Below are 14,955 nucleotides of genomic sequence, written 5' to 3' on the forward strand. Positions count from 1 at the left end.
TCCCGCCGCCCCCCCCCCCCCCCCCCCCCCCCCCCCCCCCCCCCGCCCCCCCCCCCCCCCCCCCCCCCCCCCCCCCCCCCCCCCCCACCACTCAGGACCGCCTCCGCGCGCCCCCGTCGAGTGCTCGCGGAGCCGCCGGGCCCGGTTTCCGTGCCCAGCGCGCTGGAGTGCGGCGGTGTCGCAGTTCTTCTCGCGCGTCCACCGGAAGCGGGTGTCGACGGTCCCCGGGTCGTGCGAGGAGAACGGCGCGACCGGCTGTCCGCCTGATTTCTTCACGTTTTCCGTTTCCAGCGGAATGCGATAAGCACGTGGTTCCGCGCCCTTGACAGCGGACTGTGTCCCCCGGTGCGCTCCCCCCGTGTCTCCCTGCGCTCGCGTGCGCCTCGAACTCCAGGGGCATTTCACCGTTGACACCGTTTGTGTGGACATCGTTGGAACCGGGACCCGCCCCGAGGCCGGGACCCGGGCGAGTGGGAGGTGCGCGGTGCACGGACCGGCGACGGCCGGCTGGCTGGTCGTGGCGCTCTGCGCGGCGGCCGGCACCTACTGCCTGCTCCGGCTGCTCCGGACGACGGGCACGGGGCGCGGTACGGGACGCGGCACGGCGGAGGGCACCGCGGGCGGCGAGGCCCTGATGGGGTTCGGGATGGCGGCGATGGCCGTACCGGCCGCGGTGGTCACACCACCGCGCTGGGTCTGGCTGGTGTACGTGGCGGTGTTCGGGGTCGCCGCGCTGTGCGCGCTGGGACCGGCCCGCAGGACGTCGCACCATCTGCACCATCTGGTGGGTCTGCTCGCCATGGTCTACATGGCGGTGGCGATGGCCCTGCTGCCGGGCGGCACGCACGGCGCGCACAGCGCGGGCGGGACACCGCTGGCCACGGGTGTGCTGCTGATCTACTACGCGGGATACGTGCTGTGGACGGGCGCCCGGCTGCTCCCGTTGCGGAGCGTGACGGCAGCGGAGGGCGGGGGCGCGGTGGGGGCGGTCGCCGACGGCCGTGCCGCCGGTGGCGCCACGGCGGACGTCGGGGTGGCGGGTGCGCCGACGGGTGTCGTGACGGACGCCGCGAGGGACCCGGCTGCGGATGTCTGTGAGGACCGGCCGGAGCTGGCGCTGGCCTGCCGGCTCTCCATGGGCATCGCGATGCTGGCGATGCTGCTCACGCTCTGACGCGTGGACCGGTGACGCGTCAGGACCACCGGCCGACGCGGACACCGTCCCGGCGGGGCGCGTCCGGCGCGTCCGGCAGATACGACACCCGCGACGACCGTGTCCTGCGTCACTTGACGCCCGCGACCGGCCCGCTGAGCGGCGCCGCACTCATAAACTGACGACCATGATGGTCTCCCTCGTGCTGCTGACGCTCGGTGCGCTGGCCGCCGTGGTCGCCCCGCGACTGCTGGCCCGCGCCGAATGGCCCGAGCGCGAGCCGGTGGTGGCCCTCTGGGTCTGGCAGTGCGTGGTGGCCGCCGTGCTGCTCTGCTTCGCGCTCGCCATGACGTTCAGCGCGGCGGCGGCCTGGCTGGCCGTACGGGGGCATGTCTTCGCCCCCGCCCCGAGCGGGGTCGTCGAGGCGTACGCGCTCGGCACACACCGCCCGTGGTCGGCGGCGCTGGCCGTGATCCTGGCGGCCGGCGGGGTGTGGACGGGCGCCATGCTCACGCGCGAGATCCACCGGGCGCACACGCGCCGCAGGCGGCGCCGCCGCGAACTGCTCGTGCGGTCACCGCTGTTGCCCGGCGAGGAGCCCGGTGAAGGCCCGCTGGTCGTCCTGGAGGGCGAGCGCCCGGGCGCCTGGTGGCTGCCGGGCGCCGCACCCCAACTCGTCATCACCACGGCCGCGTTGCGACGGCTCAAGGGCCGTCAGCTCGATGCCGTACTGGCCCACGAGCAGGGTCACGCCCGCGCCCGGCACGACTGGCTGCTGCACTGCTCGTCGGCGCTCGCCAACGGTTTCCCCCAGGTACCGGTATTCGCCGCGTTCCAGGCCGAGATGCACCGCCTGGTCGAACTGGCCGCAGACGACGTCGCCTCGCGCCGCTTCGGCCGACTGACGATCGCGCTGGCCCTGGTCGAACTGAACCAGGACCGCGGGGTGTTCGGCCCCTGCCCGACGCCCGGCGGCGAGTTGCCGCGGCGGGTGGACCGGCTGCTGACACCGCTCCCCCGGCTGACGGCGGGCCGTCGGCTGCGGCTCACGGCCGCGGCGGCGCTGGTGCCGGCCGTTCCGGTCGTGGTGGCCTTCATCCCGGCACTACGCGCGCTGGGATAGCTTGGCGGGGCCCTTCGTCGTAAGGATCTCCCCATGCAATCCCCCGCGGTGCCCCCGGCGCCACGACCGGCCTCACCGGCACCGTCCACACCGCCCGGACCCGTGACGCCGGCCCGCGTCGGCGCGGTGCTCGGAGCGGCCTCCCTGATCCTGCTGGCACTCGTCGCCGCCGAGTGGGGGCCGCTGCTCTCCCTGGACCGGACCGTCTCGCTGGAGCTCCACCGGTGGGCGGTGGCCGAACCGGGGCTCACCCACGCGAACCGGATCCTCACGGACTGGGTGTGGGACCCCTGGACGATGCGTCTGCTCACCGCCGTCGCCTTCTTCGTCCTCTGGTTCCGCCGTGAGCGGCTGCTCGCCTGCTGGGTCGCCCTGACGAGCCTGGTGGGCGCCCTGGTGTCGCAGGGCCTGAAGTCGGCCGTCGGCCGCGAGCGCCCCCAATGGCCCGACCCGGTCGACTCGGCGCACTTCGCGGCGTTCCCCTCGGGCCACGCGATGACCGCGACCGTCACCGTCGGGATGCTGCTGTGGCTGCTGCGCACGCACGGCCTGAGCGGCCCGCTGTGGCGCGTCGCGGTGACGGTGGGGGCGGTGTCGGTGCTCGGTGTCGGCTTCACCCGGGTCTGGCTGGGGGTGCACTGGAGTTCGGACGTGGTGGCGGGCTGGCTGTTCGGGGCGTGCCTGGTGGCCGTCTCCGTCGCCACGTACGGAGGACGGGCCTTGTCCCGGTGGCGGTGACCCGGCAAGGATCGGGTCCATGAAGATCAAGGGTGTGCTTTTCGACTTCTCGGGGACTCTGTTCCGCATCGAATCGGCCGGATCCTGGCTCCGGTCCGCACTCGACGAATTGAGCGTTCACGTGCCGCCCGCCGAGGTCCGGCGGTACGCGGTCGAGCTCGCCGTGGCGGGGGCCCTGCCCGGCGGTCCCTCACCGCAGGAGGTGCCGCCGGAGCTGGCGGGGCTCTGGGCCACGCGCGACGAGAGCGCCGAGCGGCACAGGGCCGCGTACACCGGTCTCGCCCGGCGGGTCGCGCTGCCGGACCCGCGGCTGTACGACGCGCTCTACGAACGCCACCGGACACCGGACGCCTGGCGCCCTTATGCCGACACGGCGGAGGTGCTGGGCACACTCAAGCGGGAGGGCATCGGGGTCGGCGTGATCAGCAACATCGGCTGGGACCTGCGTCCGGTCTTCCGCGCCCACGGCGTGGACGACTTCGTCGACGCCTATGTGCTGTCGTACGAGCACGGCGTCCAGAAGCCGGACGCACGCCTCTTCGGCGCGGCCTGTGAGGCCGTCGGACAGGATCCGCGCGACGTGTTGATGGTCGGGGACGACCGGAAGGCGGACGGCGGCGCGGCCGAACTGGGCTGCGCGGTGCACTTCGTCGACCATCTGCCGGTGGAGGAACGCCCGTCGGGCCTGCGGCCCGTTCTGGCCCTCACCCGCTGAGACCCCCGCCCAGGGGCGGCGGACGACTCCTTCGGGCCTCACGGCGCACTGCGGGGCGGGCCGGGCGCCCGCCCCGCTGTGTGATGCCCGCGCCCGCGTCGGCCGCCTCGTGGGGGGGGGCCGCCGGTGGGCACGAGGGGGCGGCGGCGACGGGACGCGGGCACGCGGGGGGGGGCGCGCAGGCCGCCCTGAGGCACGGGAACGGCTCGTCCGGGGTCTCAGGTCCTCCCGGATCGTCCCGGAGGCCACGACAGGGGCCCTGGACGGCTCCCCCGCCGTACGCGCCGACGGCACGGTCCCGCCCCGCCCCGACAGTCACCGGGGCCGCCCCGGTCCCACCGGGCACCCGCGCCCGGGAGACGGCCGCCGCGCCCCCCTCCAGGGGTCGGTGGCGGGTGATGCGCGGGTACCGGTCCCGATGGCCGAAGTTCGCCACTTGACCGGATCATGTCAGCACTCCACCATGTGGCGCGAACAGCCGGCCGCCGCACGGCACGTACGGCGGCCGAGCCCCCCACACGACTCCCCATCCAGGAGAGAACATGCGACTTCGCGCACGCGAGGCCAGATGGAAGGCCGCCACCCTCGCGGCCATGCTGGCGCTCGCCGTGGCCGTCCCCTTCACGGCCGAGGCGGCGCCCCCGGATCCGAAGCCCGCACCCGAGGCGCCCGTGGCCGCCGAAGAGCGCGTCCGGCAGTACGAGATACCCGGCGTGGCCGACGTCATGGGGCGTACCGCCCTCGCCTCCGCCGGCGTATCGGTGGACGAGGCGGGCGAGCGCTCGACGGTCGTCAGCGCCACCGACAGCCAGGCGCGGCAGCTGCGCGCGGAGGGCTACCGGCTCGACGTGCTGCCCGGCCCGCCCGCCCGGACGAACGGCAGGGCCGCCGAGCCGTTCGACTTCCCGTCGGCCGACTCGCGATACCACAACTACGCCGAGATGAACGCCGAGATCAACCAGCGGATCGCGGCTCACCCCGACCTCATCAGCAAGCGCGTCATCGGCAAGAGCTACCAGGGCCGGGACATCATCGCCGTCAAGATCAGCGACAACGTGACGGCGGACGAGAACGAGCCCGAGGTGCTGTTCACGCACCACCAGCACGCCCGCGAGCACCTCACCGTCGAGATGGCGCTGTATCTGATCCGGGAGCTGGGCAACACCTACGGCACCGACTCACGGGTGACCAACGCCGTGAACAACCGGGAGATCTGGATCGTCCCGGACGTCAATCCGGACGGCGGCGAGTACGACATCGCGACCGGTTCCTACCGGAGCTGGCGGCTGAACCGCCAGCCCAACTCCGGCTCCTCGGCGATCGGTACGGACCTGAACCGCAACTGGGCCTACCAGTGGGGCTGCTGCGGCGGCTCATCCGGCACCCCCGGCTCCGAGACGTACCGAGGCGCGCGCGCCGAGTCCGCCCCGGAGGTCAAGGTCGTCGCGGACTTCGCGCGCAGCCGGGTCGTCGGCGGCAAGCAGCAGATCAAGGCGGCGATCGACTTCCACACATACAGCGAGCTGGTGCTGTGGCCGTACGGCTACACGCGGGCCGACACCGCTCCCGGTATGACGATCGACGACCGGAACGCCTTCGCGGCGGTCGGCGGGAAGATGGCGGCGAGCAACGGCTACACCGCGGAGCAGGCGAGCGACCTCTACATCACGGACGGATCGATCGACGACTGGCTGTGGGGGAACCAGAAGGTCTTCGCGTACACCTTCGAGATGTACCCGGGCAGCGCCGGCGGCGGTGGGTTCTACCCGCCCGACGAGGTGATCGAGCGCGAGACCAGCCGCAACCGGGACGCGGTGCTCCAGCTCCTGGAGAACGCCGACTGCATGTACCGGTCCATCGGCAAGGAGTCGCAGTACTGCACGGCCTGACGTACCGTCACTGTCCCCGAACGGGACAGTGGTAGCACTGTCCGTCTTGGGCGATCCCCCGCGTCGCCCAAGACGGACAGCCTTCACCCACGCCGACCAGGCCCGATGGGCGGTCCGCGGGGACGTGCCGAGTATACTGGCTAAGAGCCAGTCAACGCAGGAGTCCAGCATGTCCCCGCGGAGCCCATCGGTCAATGAAGAACTTCGCCGGCGTTCCCGCGAACGGCTTCTGCAGGCCACGGTGGACCTCGTCGAGGAGCGGGGATTCGACGGAACGACGCTGGCCGACATCGCCGACCGGGCGGGTGCGGCACGCGGACTGGTCTCGTATTACTTCCCCGGAAAGCGCCCGATGTTCCAGTCGGCCGTGCACCGGCTGATGCATCTGACCCTGGCGGCGGCCCTGGAGCGCGAGCCCCGCACCGACGACGGCCGGGAGCTGCTCGCGCGGGCGATCGACGCCGTACTCGGCCTCACGGTCGACCACCCGGTGGTGATGCGTGCCCACATGGCCGGGATTCTCCAGGCCGAGGGCTTCGTCCAGTGCCCGGAGCAGCAGCGGCTCGCGGAACTGCTGCGCGAGACGATGGTGCGCTACGGATCGAAGGACGTGGACAGCGAATATCCGCTGCTGCGCGCGCTGATGATGGGCGCGGTGTTCGCGATACTGCTGCCGGGGGCGGCGATGCCGCTGGCCAGCCTGCGGGGCGAGCTGTTCCACCGCTTCGGCCTGGACCCGGCGTACGCCGTTCCGCCGGGCGGGGAGCCCGCCCGGCGGAACGCGTGACGGCCCGGAATCCCGAGGACTCGGGGAATCACCGGGGACTCAGCCGTCCCCGGCGACCGGGAAGTCCTCGGTGACTCAGAAGTCCTCGAAGTAGTCGGGCTGCGTCTGGACGTTGAGCTCGTCCATCTTCACCCGCTTCGCCTCGTCCGTCCGGCGGTCGTCGAGCCTGATGACGTCCAGACCCTTGGCGATGTCGTTCGAGTAGATGTAGCCGTTGTAGTAGTACGCCGACCAGGGGCCGGCCGTGGTGACCTGGTCGAGGGTGACCGGGCCCCGCTCGAAGTAGCCGATCTCCTTCGGCTTCGAGGAGTTGGTGAAGTCCCAGACCGAGATGCCGCCCTGGTACCAGGCCTGGACCATGATGTCCTTGCCCTTGACCGGGATCAGCGATCCGTTGTGCGCCACGCACACCTCGGCGTCCGCCTGCGGGCGGTCGATCTTGAAGTAGCTCTTGAACTTCAGCGTCTGCTTGTCGCCCTTGCCGAGGATGTCGTAGATGCCGTTGGCGCCGCGCTTCGGGCCGATCTCCTCGTTGCAGGTGGCCGCGCCGCCGCCGCCGAGCTCGTCGGTGAAGACGACCTTGTTGGCGCGCTGGTTGAAGGTGGCCGAGTGCCAGAAGGCGAAGTTGACGTTGTCCTGGACGCGGTCGATGACCCGCGGCTTCTCCGGGTCCTTGATGTCGAACAGGATGCCGTCACCCATGCAGGCACCGGCGGCCAGGTCCTTGGACGGGAGCACCGTGATGTCGTGGCAGCCGGTGGTCGCCGAGACGCCGGGGTTGGTGGGCGCGCCGGGGTTGCCGCCGTCCGGGAAGAGGACGGAGAAGTCGACGAGCTTCGACTGCTCGGGCGCCTTGCGGGGCACCTTGATGATGCTGATGCCGTCGTGCGGCGGCTGGCAGTCCGGGAACGTGGCGCTGGGCGAGTACGAGGAGACGTACACGTACACGTTCTTGCGCTCGGGCACCAGCGTGTGCGTGTGCGAGCCGCACGCGGTCTCGACGGCCGCGACGTACTCGGGGTTCCGCTTGTCGCTGATGTCGAAGATCTTCATGCCCTCCCAGGAGGACTTCTCCGTCGCCGGCTGCGAGACGCTGGAGCAGGAGTTGTCACTGCGCGAGGCGTCCGTCGACAGGAAGAGCAGGTCGCCCGAGACGGAGATGTCGTTCTGGCCACCGGGGCACAGGACCTGGGCGACGGTCTTCGGCTTCGACGGCTTGCTGATGTCGAAGATCCGGAAGCCGTCGTAGTTGCCGGAGAAGGCGTACTTCCCCTGGAAGGCGATGTCCGAGTTGGTCCCCTTGAGGTGTTCCTTGGGGACGTTGGCGACATGGCTCATGTTGTCGCTGTGGATGATCTCGTCCACACCGGGTATGTCGTTGTTCTCGATGGCCTTCTTGGCCTCGGCCCGCTGGCTCTTGGAGGTCTCCTCCTTGGCCGGCTTGTCACCGGGGTCGGGTGTGGCGACCGCCGGTCCGGCGGCCAGCAGTGTGGCGAAGAGCCCGGCGGCAGCGGCTGCTGCGACGCCCAGACGTCTGCGCCGCACCCGCGTGGTGTGCAACGAAGTCACTGCGTCCTCCCTTGTATCCGTTCTCAGTTGAACGGCTTACGGACCTGGGCAGTATCGTCCTTCTCATGTACATCACAACAGATGGAAACCTAGATGTAATGAAAGTTTTCGATCACTCGTGTCCGTAGGCGTGTTAGGAAAGTCCCTAACCAGATGCCAGATACACGTCAAGCACCCCAGGAGGTCACCGTGTTGATCCGGACCAGGAGTCCGCGTGCCCTCCGGCCTGTCGTGGCTGCCTCGGCCCTCGCCGCCCTACTCGCCCTGGGCGCCTGCGACTCGGGGGAGGACGGCGCCGGGAGCGAGACCAAGAGCGGGGCGACGGGGCAGATCGTCGCTCCGGGCAAGCCCGGTGAGAAGTCCAGGACCCTCTCCCCGGAGGAGGCGGCCAAGGAGATCCCGGACAACACGCCCAACTCCTCCGACTTCGGTTACGCGACGATGATGATCGAGCACCACAGCCAGGCGCTGGTGATGACCGATCTCGCCCCGGACCGCGCCGGATCCGGCCAGGTGAAGCGGCTCGCCGAGCGCATCAACGCCTCGCAGAAGCCGGAGATCGGCGCCATGGAGGGCTGGCTGAAGCTCAACGGCGGCGAGGAGAAGGCGAAGCGGGAAGGGGGCCACGACCACGGCGCGATGGACATGCCGGGTATGGCCACCGAAGCCCAGCTCGCGAAGCTGCGCGCCGCGAAGGGCAAGGAGTTCGACGAACTCTTCATCAGCCTCATGATCACGCACCACCAGGGCGCGGTCACGATGGCGACCGACGCGCTCTCGGCCGGCAACAACGTCCAGCTCGAAGAGATGGCGAGCGACGTGATCGCCCAGCAGACGTCCGAGATCAACCGGATGCGCTCGCTGTAGGCGTCCGGGACCGGCACACGGGGCGGCGGACGCGCGGGGCGGTCAGTGGCGGCGGTGACGCGGCGTCAGGTATCCGTCGTCGCGGGCACTGGCGATCAGGCTGAGCGACTCGCGGCGCCCGTACCCCGTCGCGCACATCACCACCAGGACCGGGTCCTGGCCCAACTGCTGCGCCCTGCGGTACGTCGCCGCGACCCCGCGCCGGTCCGCGCGGGCGGACGACACGGAGTCGTCCGCCCGGTGCCGGCCGACGGGCGCGGGCTCCTCCTCCGCAGGGAACCGCACGCCGGCGTCCGGCGCGCCGCCCTCGTACTCGTACCCCTCGTCCTCGGCCACGACGGCGACCGCCGTGTCACGTGTACGGGGCGGGGCGGCCCCGGACGGGGACGCGGACGGGCCGGTCGCCACGGCGCCACCGGTGAGCGGCGCGACCTCCACATGGTGCTGCCCCGCCACCACGCCGCGGGCGTACGCGAGCGGCGCCTCGATCCAGGCGCCCAGTTCGGTCAGCTCGTCCAGCGGCAGCGGCGGATCGGCGCGTGCCTCCTCGACGGCGATCACGCCGTCCCGCGGCACGGCGAGCACATCGACGCGGGCCCCGTCGGCGAATGTCAGCCGGATGTCGACCCAGGGCGGTACCAGCGCGTCCGGCGGAAGCTCACAGCGGCCACCGGGCGGCGTGTCGCAGCTGACCGTTCCGTATCCCTGCACCTCCCACCGGGGCCAGACGGGCGTCGCGGGCTCATCGGCGGAAGTCATCTCAAGTTCTGACACATTCACCACTTAATCAGGCAATTCTCCCTTATCGCCGTGGTACACACGCCTCGGCGCGCATCGCACTCGGTCAGCGCACTGCCGTACCCCCGGCGGCGGCGCTTCTCCAGAAGGCGGCGGCGCCGCTCCTCCCCGGCTCCACCAACCGGTGCGATGCTGGAAAGCCTCTCGCCGGAAGGAGTGCGCCGTGCTGCGCATCGCCGTCGTCGGATCGGGCCCCAGCGGGGTCTACACCGCCCAGGCCCTCGTCCAGCAGCCGCTGGTCCCCGGCATCCTCGTGGATGTCCTGGACCGGCTCCCCGCCCCGTACGGACTCGTGCGCTACGGCGTCGCACCGGACCACGAGAAGATCAAATCGCTTCAGAACACGCTGCGTTCGGTGCTGGAGCACGACCGTGTCCGCTTCCTCGGCAATGTGGAGATCGGCGCGCACGGCCTCACACCCGAGCGGCTGCTCGGTCTGTACCACGCGGTCGTCTACTGCGTCGGCGCCGCCCGGGACCGCCGGCTCGGCATCCCCGGGGAGGAGCTGGCGGGCAGCCACTCCGCGACCGATTTCGTCTCCTGGTACAGCGCGCACCCGGACGCCGCGCCGGCCGGCTTCGGCCTCGGCGCCCGCTCGGTCGTGGTGATCGGCGTGGGCAACGTCGCCGTCGACGTCGCGCGTGTCCTGGCCCGTGGCGCGGAGGACTTCAAGCCGACGGACGTACCGCACCCGGCGCTCGGCGCGCTGGCCGGGAGCGCGGTCCGCGACGTGCACATGGTGGGCAGACGGGGTCCCTCGCAGGCGAAGTTCACGACGAAGGAGCTGCGCGAACTGGGCGCGCTGCCCGCGGCAGAGGTACGGGTGGAGCCCGCCGACCTGGCGCTCGACCCGGCGTACGCCCCGGTGCCGCTCACCGGCACCGCCGGGCCGGAGCGGGCGCCGGGGCTCTTTGCCCAACCGCTCGCCGCCGTGAACCGGCGCAACATCGAGGTCGTGCGCGGCTGGGCCGGGATGCCCGATCAGGGCCGGGCGCGCCGTATCCATATGCGGTTCTTCCTGCGTCCGGTGGAGTTGCTGGGAAGCGAGGGACGGGTGACGGCCGTACGGTTCGAGCGGACGGCGCCGGACGGGTCGGGCGGGGTGCGCGGCACCGGGAGCTACGAGGAGATCGAGGCAGGGCTCGTACTGCGCGCGGTCGGCTACCGCGGGGTGCCGCTCGCGGGGCTGCCGTTCGACGAGACGTCGGGCACGGTGCCGCATCTGGCGGGGCGGGTGGTGCGGGGTGAGGCGGCGTCGCCGGGCGAGTACGTGGCGGGATGGATCAAGCGGGGCCCGACGGGGGTGATCGGCACGAACCGCGCCTGTGCGAAGGAGACGGTGGTCTCACTCCTGGCCGACGCGCCGCGGCTGGCCGGGCGCCGGATCGCGCGGGACCCGGTCGACGCGCTCCGGGCGGACGGGCACCGTCCCGTCGAGTGGCCGGGCTGGCTGGCGATCGAGGACGCGGAGTCGGCGCTCGGGGCGTCGCTGGGGCGCCGGTCGGTGAAGATCCCGGACTGGGACGGGCTGCTGGCCGCGGCGCGCGGGGCGGCCGGGCCGCCCGACCGGTAGACGTCTCCTGACCGCGTTCGTTCCCGTCCACGGAGCAGATCCGTCTCTGACATGTCTGCGCGGGCCGCGCGGCGGGGCGGAGCGGGGCGAGCGACCGCGGACGGTCACTCGCCGCGCCGCGGCGCGCCGTCACCCGCCGTACCGACCGTCTCCCTCACGACAACACCGGGTAGCCGACGGCGGAACACGGCGGAGTTCGTTCAGCCGGCCGCGTCGAGACCACCGGCCGCCGGTCAACTCCCCGCTGTGGTCAGGTCCTTCGGCGCCCGGTTCAGCACCTGGGAAGCCGCGGGCAGGGTGGCGGTCACCGGCTTCTGCCGCGCCGCCTGGGTGAGTTCGGCGCGGCCGAACAGGAGGGCGTAGCCCGGCGGCAGTTGTGCCAGGACTCGGCTGAGGACATCGCTCCCGGCGAGGCGGCCGACGAGGGTGAGGACCGTGCTGGTGTCCCAGCGGGTGGTGGCGGTGGTGCCGCCGGTGCGCGCGGCCAGTTCCTTCACGAACTCCTGGCCGTTGAGGGGCTCGGCCGGTCCGTCGGCGCTGAGCAGACGGGCGGCCTGGGCGGGCAACCGGACGGCGAGGGACGAGCGTTCGCCGCCGGCGAGCTGCCCTCCGAGGGCGGTCAGAACGGCGGTCACCGACTCCTCGGCGCGCTCCCGGGTGGGGTAAGCGCCTTCGTAACGCACCGTCTCAAGCATCCGCTCGAACGTCATGTTCTTCGGTAGAGCTGCTGTGGCCTGGGCGTGCATGGGCAGATGCCCTCCTCGTCGTGGGGTGTTCTCGCCAACAAGGCAGACAGAGCCAGCTGTTCCGCGCCGTTGCGGATGTCCTGTCGTCCTCCGGTCCTGACGGGCCGGGGCAGGGCAATGGGCGAGGAATCGCGTTCGTGCACCCGATCCCCCGGGCCGCGTTCCATCGGATCCCTCAGCGCCGATGCCGCCACAACGGGTGCCCCGTCTCTCGCGACCTATGCCTGAGAACGCCGAGAATCTGCCGGCCGGCGGACGAAAGCGGAGATCCGGCCCGCTGTCGTCGCCCGCTTCGGCCGGTCCGTGTCTTGTCCTCGCCGTCCACCGCTCCGGCTCACAACACCCGGCGCAGCAGCGGCAGTCGGCGTATCCCCGCCGCGAGCAGGAACGCCGCCGGAACGCAGGTGATCGCCGCGGTCGCCCACGCGGCAGCGGCGGACAGCCCCCGTCCCGACAGGTGGTACTGCACCGTCACCACCAGCGGCAGATGGATGATGTAGACGGCGTAGCCGCCCGCCGCCAGTTCCACCAGGAGCGGCCCGGTCGCGCCGGCGCACTCCCGGAACAGGGTCAGCAGTCCCACACACAGCGCCACGCACAGGGCGCTCTCGCAGACAGCCCAGAGCGCCGACGGACCGTCGAGCCCGCCCGGTCCGAAAGAGGACGCGTCCGCTCCGACGGCGAACAGCAGGGCCACCCCGAGCAGTCCGCCCCCCAGCCACACCCATCCGGTACTGGCGGGGAACCGGCCCAGCCAGTCGTGCCGGTGGGCGAGCACGCCGAGCGTGAAGAACACCGCGTACTGCGGGAGTCTGGCGGGCTCCGTCTGGAGGAGGTCCAGGACCGGCACCCAGGTGTCCAGCGGGTACTCCAGCCGGATCAGGAAGGTCGCGACGGCGGTCCCGGCCGTCAGGGCGAGCAGCGCCCGGTGCCCCGGCGCCGGCGCTTCGACGTCAAGGCGGGCGGGCCGGCCGTCGCGGCGCCGCAGCGGCCCGGCCGCCGAGCGGCACAGCACGTACAGGAGGGTGTAGACGAGGAGGTTCTGGACGAACCACAGATGCCCGAACTGGAGGTCCGGCCACGACGGTCCCGTCCAGTCGGCAGGCTTGTCCCCCAGCCCGAGGTACACATCGGTGAAGTAGCGGCCGAAGGGGATGGGCGCGTAGCCGCGGTGGTGGACGTAGTACGCGTACATCAGGCCCGGGACGATCGTCAGCGCGCCCACCACCACCGGAACGCCGAGCCTGACCAGCCGGCCCTTCACGTAGGGCCATCCACCGCGCCGCTCGTACGAGGCGGGCACGAAGACCGCGGAGACGAAGAAGAACAGGCTCATGAAGAAGGCCCCGTCGACGGCCGAGAGCGTGGCGAGCGCCTGGTTCCGGGGCCCGCCCTCGACGTACCACCAGTCCGGCGGGCCGTACGGCTGCGCGGCGTGGTGGACGACGACCAGCGCGGTCAGGGCGATCCGGAGGTTGTCCAGCCAGGCGAGACGGAGCGATGCGGGTGTCCTGGGGTGCGGGGCCCCGGAAGCGTCGGTGTGCATGCGAATAGCTTCCTCAACATGCGTACACCTCGCACTGGTGTCAGCCCCCGTTCCCACCCTCCGGAGAGCCGTAGAAGCCGTACAGGAGGAGCCGCTGATTGGCCTCGCTGCGCCGCGCCAGGATGTCGGGCGCGAAGACCGGCTCATCGAGACCGGGCTGCATCACCCGCTCCAGCAGCAGGGGTCCGAGGACGAGACACAGCATCTGGAACGGCGCCCAGTCCTGGTCGGCGGTCGCGCCGCCGCCGCGAGCCGCTGTCAGCCGCTCCAGCTCGGCGCCGGCGCCGCTCAGCAGCCGCCCGAACAGGGCTGCGCTCGCCTCGCTCCCCTCCAGCAGGGCGTGTCGCAGATATCCGCGCAGGACGGGGTCCGCCCCGAACAACCGGGCCGAGACCTCCCCCAGCGACTCCATCACTCCGGCGTCCGGGTCGGCCTGCTCCAACTGCCGGGAGATCCGGCCGAGTACGTGCTCGTCGACGGCCGCGCGCAGTCCGTCCTTCGACCCGAAGTGCCGCGTCACCAGCGCGGGCGACAGCCCCGCCGCCGCGGCCACCGCCCGCGTCGATGTCGCCTCGAACCCCCGCTCGGCGAACAACTCGAACGCCGCCTCACGCAGCCGCGCCCGCCCTGTCAGATCACTCTTCTCCGCGTGCATCCGCGCAGCGTAGCCAAGCCGTCGGGGCCCGTGGCGGCGCGGGGACTCAGGGCAGTCGCCAGTCCACGGGCTGCGAACCCTGGCCGATGAGCAGGTCGTTGGCCCGGCTGAAGGGACGCGAGCCGAAGAAACCGCGGTCGGCCGACATCGGGGACGGGTGCGCGGACTCGATCGCCGGAAGGTTCCCCAGCAGCGGCCGCAGATTGCGCGCGTCACGTCCCCAGAGGATCGAGACCAGCGGCTTGTGCCGCGCCACCAGGGCCCGGATGGCCTGCTCGGTGACCTCTTCCCAGCCCTTCCCGCGGTGCGCCGCCGGCTTGCGCGGGGCCGTCGTCAGGGCCCTGTTGAGCAGCAGCACGCCCTGCCGCGCCCACGGCGTCAGATCACCGTTGGAGGGTCTCGGCGTACCGATGTCGCGATGCATCTCCAGGAAGATGTTCTCCAGGCTGCCCGGGAGATTACGCACCTCGGGGGCGACGGCGAAGCTGAGCCCGATGGCCATTCCCGGGGTGGGATAGGGATCCTGCCCGACGATCAGGACTCGTACGTCGTCGAAGGGCTGCTGGAAGGCGCGCAGTACGTTCGGGCCCGCCGGCAGATACGTCCGGCCTGCGGCGATCTCGGCCCGGAGGAAGTCCCCCATGGCTCCGACGCGTTCGGCCACTGGTTCGAGAGCTCTCGCCCATCCGGGTTCGACGAGCTCGTGCAAAGGTCGAGGTGCCACGGTGATCACTCTACTTGTGTTATCGACGGGGAAAGTCCCTCGAACGAAGATCACCTCCGAGGCGCGCTACTC

13 protein-coding genes and 1 pseudogene are annotated in these 14,955 nt (G+C 71.7%); 8 read left to right on the forward strand and 6 right to left on the reverse strand.

The window, feature by feature from the left end; genetic code table 11:
* The first annotated feature begins 484 nt into the window (after positions 1-484).
* The 6 genes from ACZ61E_RS05705 (at position 485) to ACZ61E_RS05730 (ending at position 6,405) form a co-directional block, all read left to right on the forward strand.
* Positions 485-1,174: a DUF5134 domain-containing protein gene (locus ACZ61E_RS05705; protein ID WP_469697817.1), complete on the forward strand. Its 690-nt coding sequence runs from the start codon at positions 485-487 to the stop codon at positions 1,172-1,174.
* Between the two features lie 166 nt (positions 1,175-1,340).
* Positions 1,341-2,276: a M56 family metallopeptidase gene (locus ACZ61E_RS05710; RefSeq protein ID WP_469697819.1), complete on the forward strand. Its 936-nt coding sequence runs from the start codon at positions 1,341-1,343 to the stop codon at positions 2,274-2,276.
* A 33-nt stretch (positions 2,277-2,309) separates the two neighbouring features.
* Positions 2,310-3,014 carry a phosphatase PAP2 family protein gene (locus ACZ61E_RS05715; protein WP_469697821.1) on the forward strand — a complete coding sequence of 235 codons (705 nt, stop codon included), beginning with the start codon at positions 2,310-2,312 and terminating at the stop codon, positions 3,012-3,014.
* A 19-nt stretch (positions 3,015-3,033) separates the two neighbouring features.
* Positions 3,034-3,729 (forward strand): HAD family hydrolase, encoded by a 696-nt coding sequence (locus ACZ61E_RS05720; protein WP_469697822.1) that lies wholly within the window; start codon positions 3,034-3,036, stop codon positions 3,727-3,729.
* A gap of 542 nt (positions 3,730-4,271) precedes the next feature.
* Entirely contained in the window at positions 4,272-5,618 is a 1,347-nt protein-coding gene (locus ACZ61E_RS05725) for a M14 family metallopeptidase (RefSeq protein ID WP_469697824.1), read from the forward strand.
* A gap of 241 nt (positions 5,619-5,859) precedes the next feature.
* Complete coding sequence (locus ACZ61E_RS05730; protein WP_469697826.1) at positions 5,860-6,405, forward strand: TetR/AcrR family transcriptional regulator; 546 nt, start codon at positions 5,860-5,862, stop codon at positions 6,403-6,405.
* A 75-nt stretch (positions 6,406-6,480) separates the two neighbouring features.
* On the opposite strand, the gene ACZ61E_RS05735 is transcribed toward ACZ61E_RS05730, so the two are convergent.
* Positions 6,481-7,974 (reverse strand): LVIVD repeat-containing protein, encoded by a 1,494-nt coding sequence (locus ACZ61E_RS05735; protein WP_469697827.1) that lies wholly within the window; start codon positions 7,972-7,974, stop codon positions 6,481-6,483.
* Between the two features lie 153 nt (positions 7,975-8,127).
* On the opposite strand from ACZ61E_RS05735, the gene ACZ61E_RS05740 reads away from it, so the two are divergent.
* Complete coding sequence (locus ACZ61E_RS05740; protein WP_469697828.1) at positions 8,128-8,841, forward strand: DUF305 domain-containing protein; 714 nt, start codon at positions 8,128-8,130, stop codon at positions 8,839-8,841.
* A gap of 42 nt (positions 8,842-8,883) precedes the next feature.
* Here ACZ61E_RS05740 and ACZ61E_RS05745 read toward each other — a convergent pair whose 3' ends face one another.
* On the reverse strand, positions 8,884-9,600 hold the full coding sequence (locus tag ACZ61E_RS05745) for a DUF6214 family protein (protein WP_469697830.1): 717 nt from the start codon (positions 9,598-9,600) through the stop codon (positions 8,884-8,886).
* A gap of 202 nt (positions 9,601-9,802) precedes the next feature.
* On the opposite strand from ACZ61E_RS05745, the gene ACZ61E_RS05750 reads away from it, so the two are divergent.
* A complete protein-coding gene (locus tag ACZ61E_RS05750) occupies positions 9,803-11,212 on the forward strand; it encodes an FAD-dependent oxidoreductase (RefSeq protein ID WP_469697832.1) in 1,410 nt (469 codons plus the stop codon).
* Between the two features lie 320 nt (positions 11,213-11,532).
* Here ACZ61E_RS05750 and ACZ61E_RS05755 read toward each other — a convergent pair.
* The 4 genes and pseudogenes from ACZ61E_RS05755 to ACZ61E_RS05770 form a co-directional block, all read right to left on the reverse strand.
* Positions 11,533-11,922 (reverse strand): annotated as a pseudogene (locus ACZ61E_RS05755) (DUF2267 domain-containing protein); the annotation flags it as partial.
* Between the two features lie 370 nt (positions 11,923-12,292).
* Positions 12,293-13,504 carry an acyltransferase family protein gene (locus ACZ61E_RS05760; RefSeq protein WP_469697834.1) on the reverse strand — a complete coding sequence of 404 codons (1,212 nt, stop codon included), beginning with the start codon at positions 13,502-13,504 and terminating at the stop codon, positions 12,293-12,295.
* 40 nt (positions 13,505-13,544) lie between these two features.
* Positions 13,545-14,159, reverse strand: a complete 615-nt coding sequence (locus ACZ61E_RS05765; protein WP_469697835.1) for a TetR/AcrR family transcriptional regulator — start codon at positions 14,157-14,159, stop codon at positions 13,545-13,547.
* A 46-nt stretch (positions 14,160-14,205) separates the two neighbouring features.
* Complete coding sequence (locus tag ACZ61E_RS05770) at positions 14,206-14,883, reverse strand: uracil-DNA glycosylase (protein ID WP_469697836.1); 678 nt, start codon at positions 14,881-14,883, stop codon at positions 14,206-14,208.
* Positions 14,884-14,955 lie beyond the last annotated feature (72 nt).

The organism is Streptomyces sp. NPDC104581 (assembly GCF_055583685.1).

Excerpts from the sequence above, each read along its gene's own strand:
- ACZ61E_RS05710 (WP_469697819.1), top strand. The coding sequence starts at position 1,341 with ATGATGGTCTCCCTCGTGCTGCTGACGCTCGGTGCGCTGGCCGCCGTG.
- ACZ61E_RS05715 (WP_469697821.1), top strand. The coding sequence starts at position 2,310 with ATGCAATCCCCCGCGGTGCCCCCGGCGCCACGACCGGCCTCACCGGCA.
- ACZ61E_RS05720 (WP_469697822.1), top strand. The coding sequence starts at position 3,034 with ATGAAGATCAAGGGTGTGCTTTTCGACTTCTCGGGGACTCTGTTCCGC.
- ACZ61E_RS05725 (WP_469697824.1), top strand. The coding sequence starts at position 4,272 with ATGCGACTTCGCGCACGCGAGGCCAGATGGAAGGCCGCCACCCTCGCG.
- ACZ61E_RS05740 (WP_469697828.1), top strand. The coding sequence starts at position 8,128 with ATGCCAGATACACGTCAAGCACCCCAGGAGGTCACCGTGTTGATCCGG.
- ACZ61E_RS05745 (WP_469697830.1), bottom strand. The coding sequence starts at position 9,600 with ATGACTTCCGCCGATGAGCCCGCGACGCCCGTCTGGCCCCGGTGGGAG.
- ACZ61E_RS05760 (WP_469697834.1), bottom strand. The coding sequence starts at position 13,504 with ATGCACACCGACGCTTCCGGGGCCCCGCACCCCAGGACACCCGCATCG.
- ACZ61E_RS05765 (WP_469697835.1), bottom strand. The coding sequence starts at position 14,159 with ATGCACGCGGAGAAGAGTGATCTGACAGGGCGGGCGCGGCTGCGTGAG.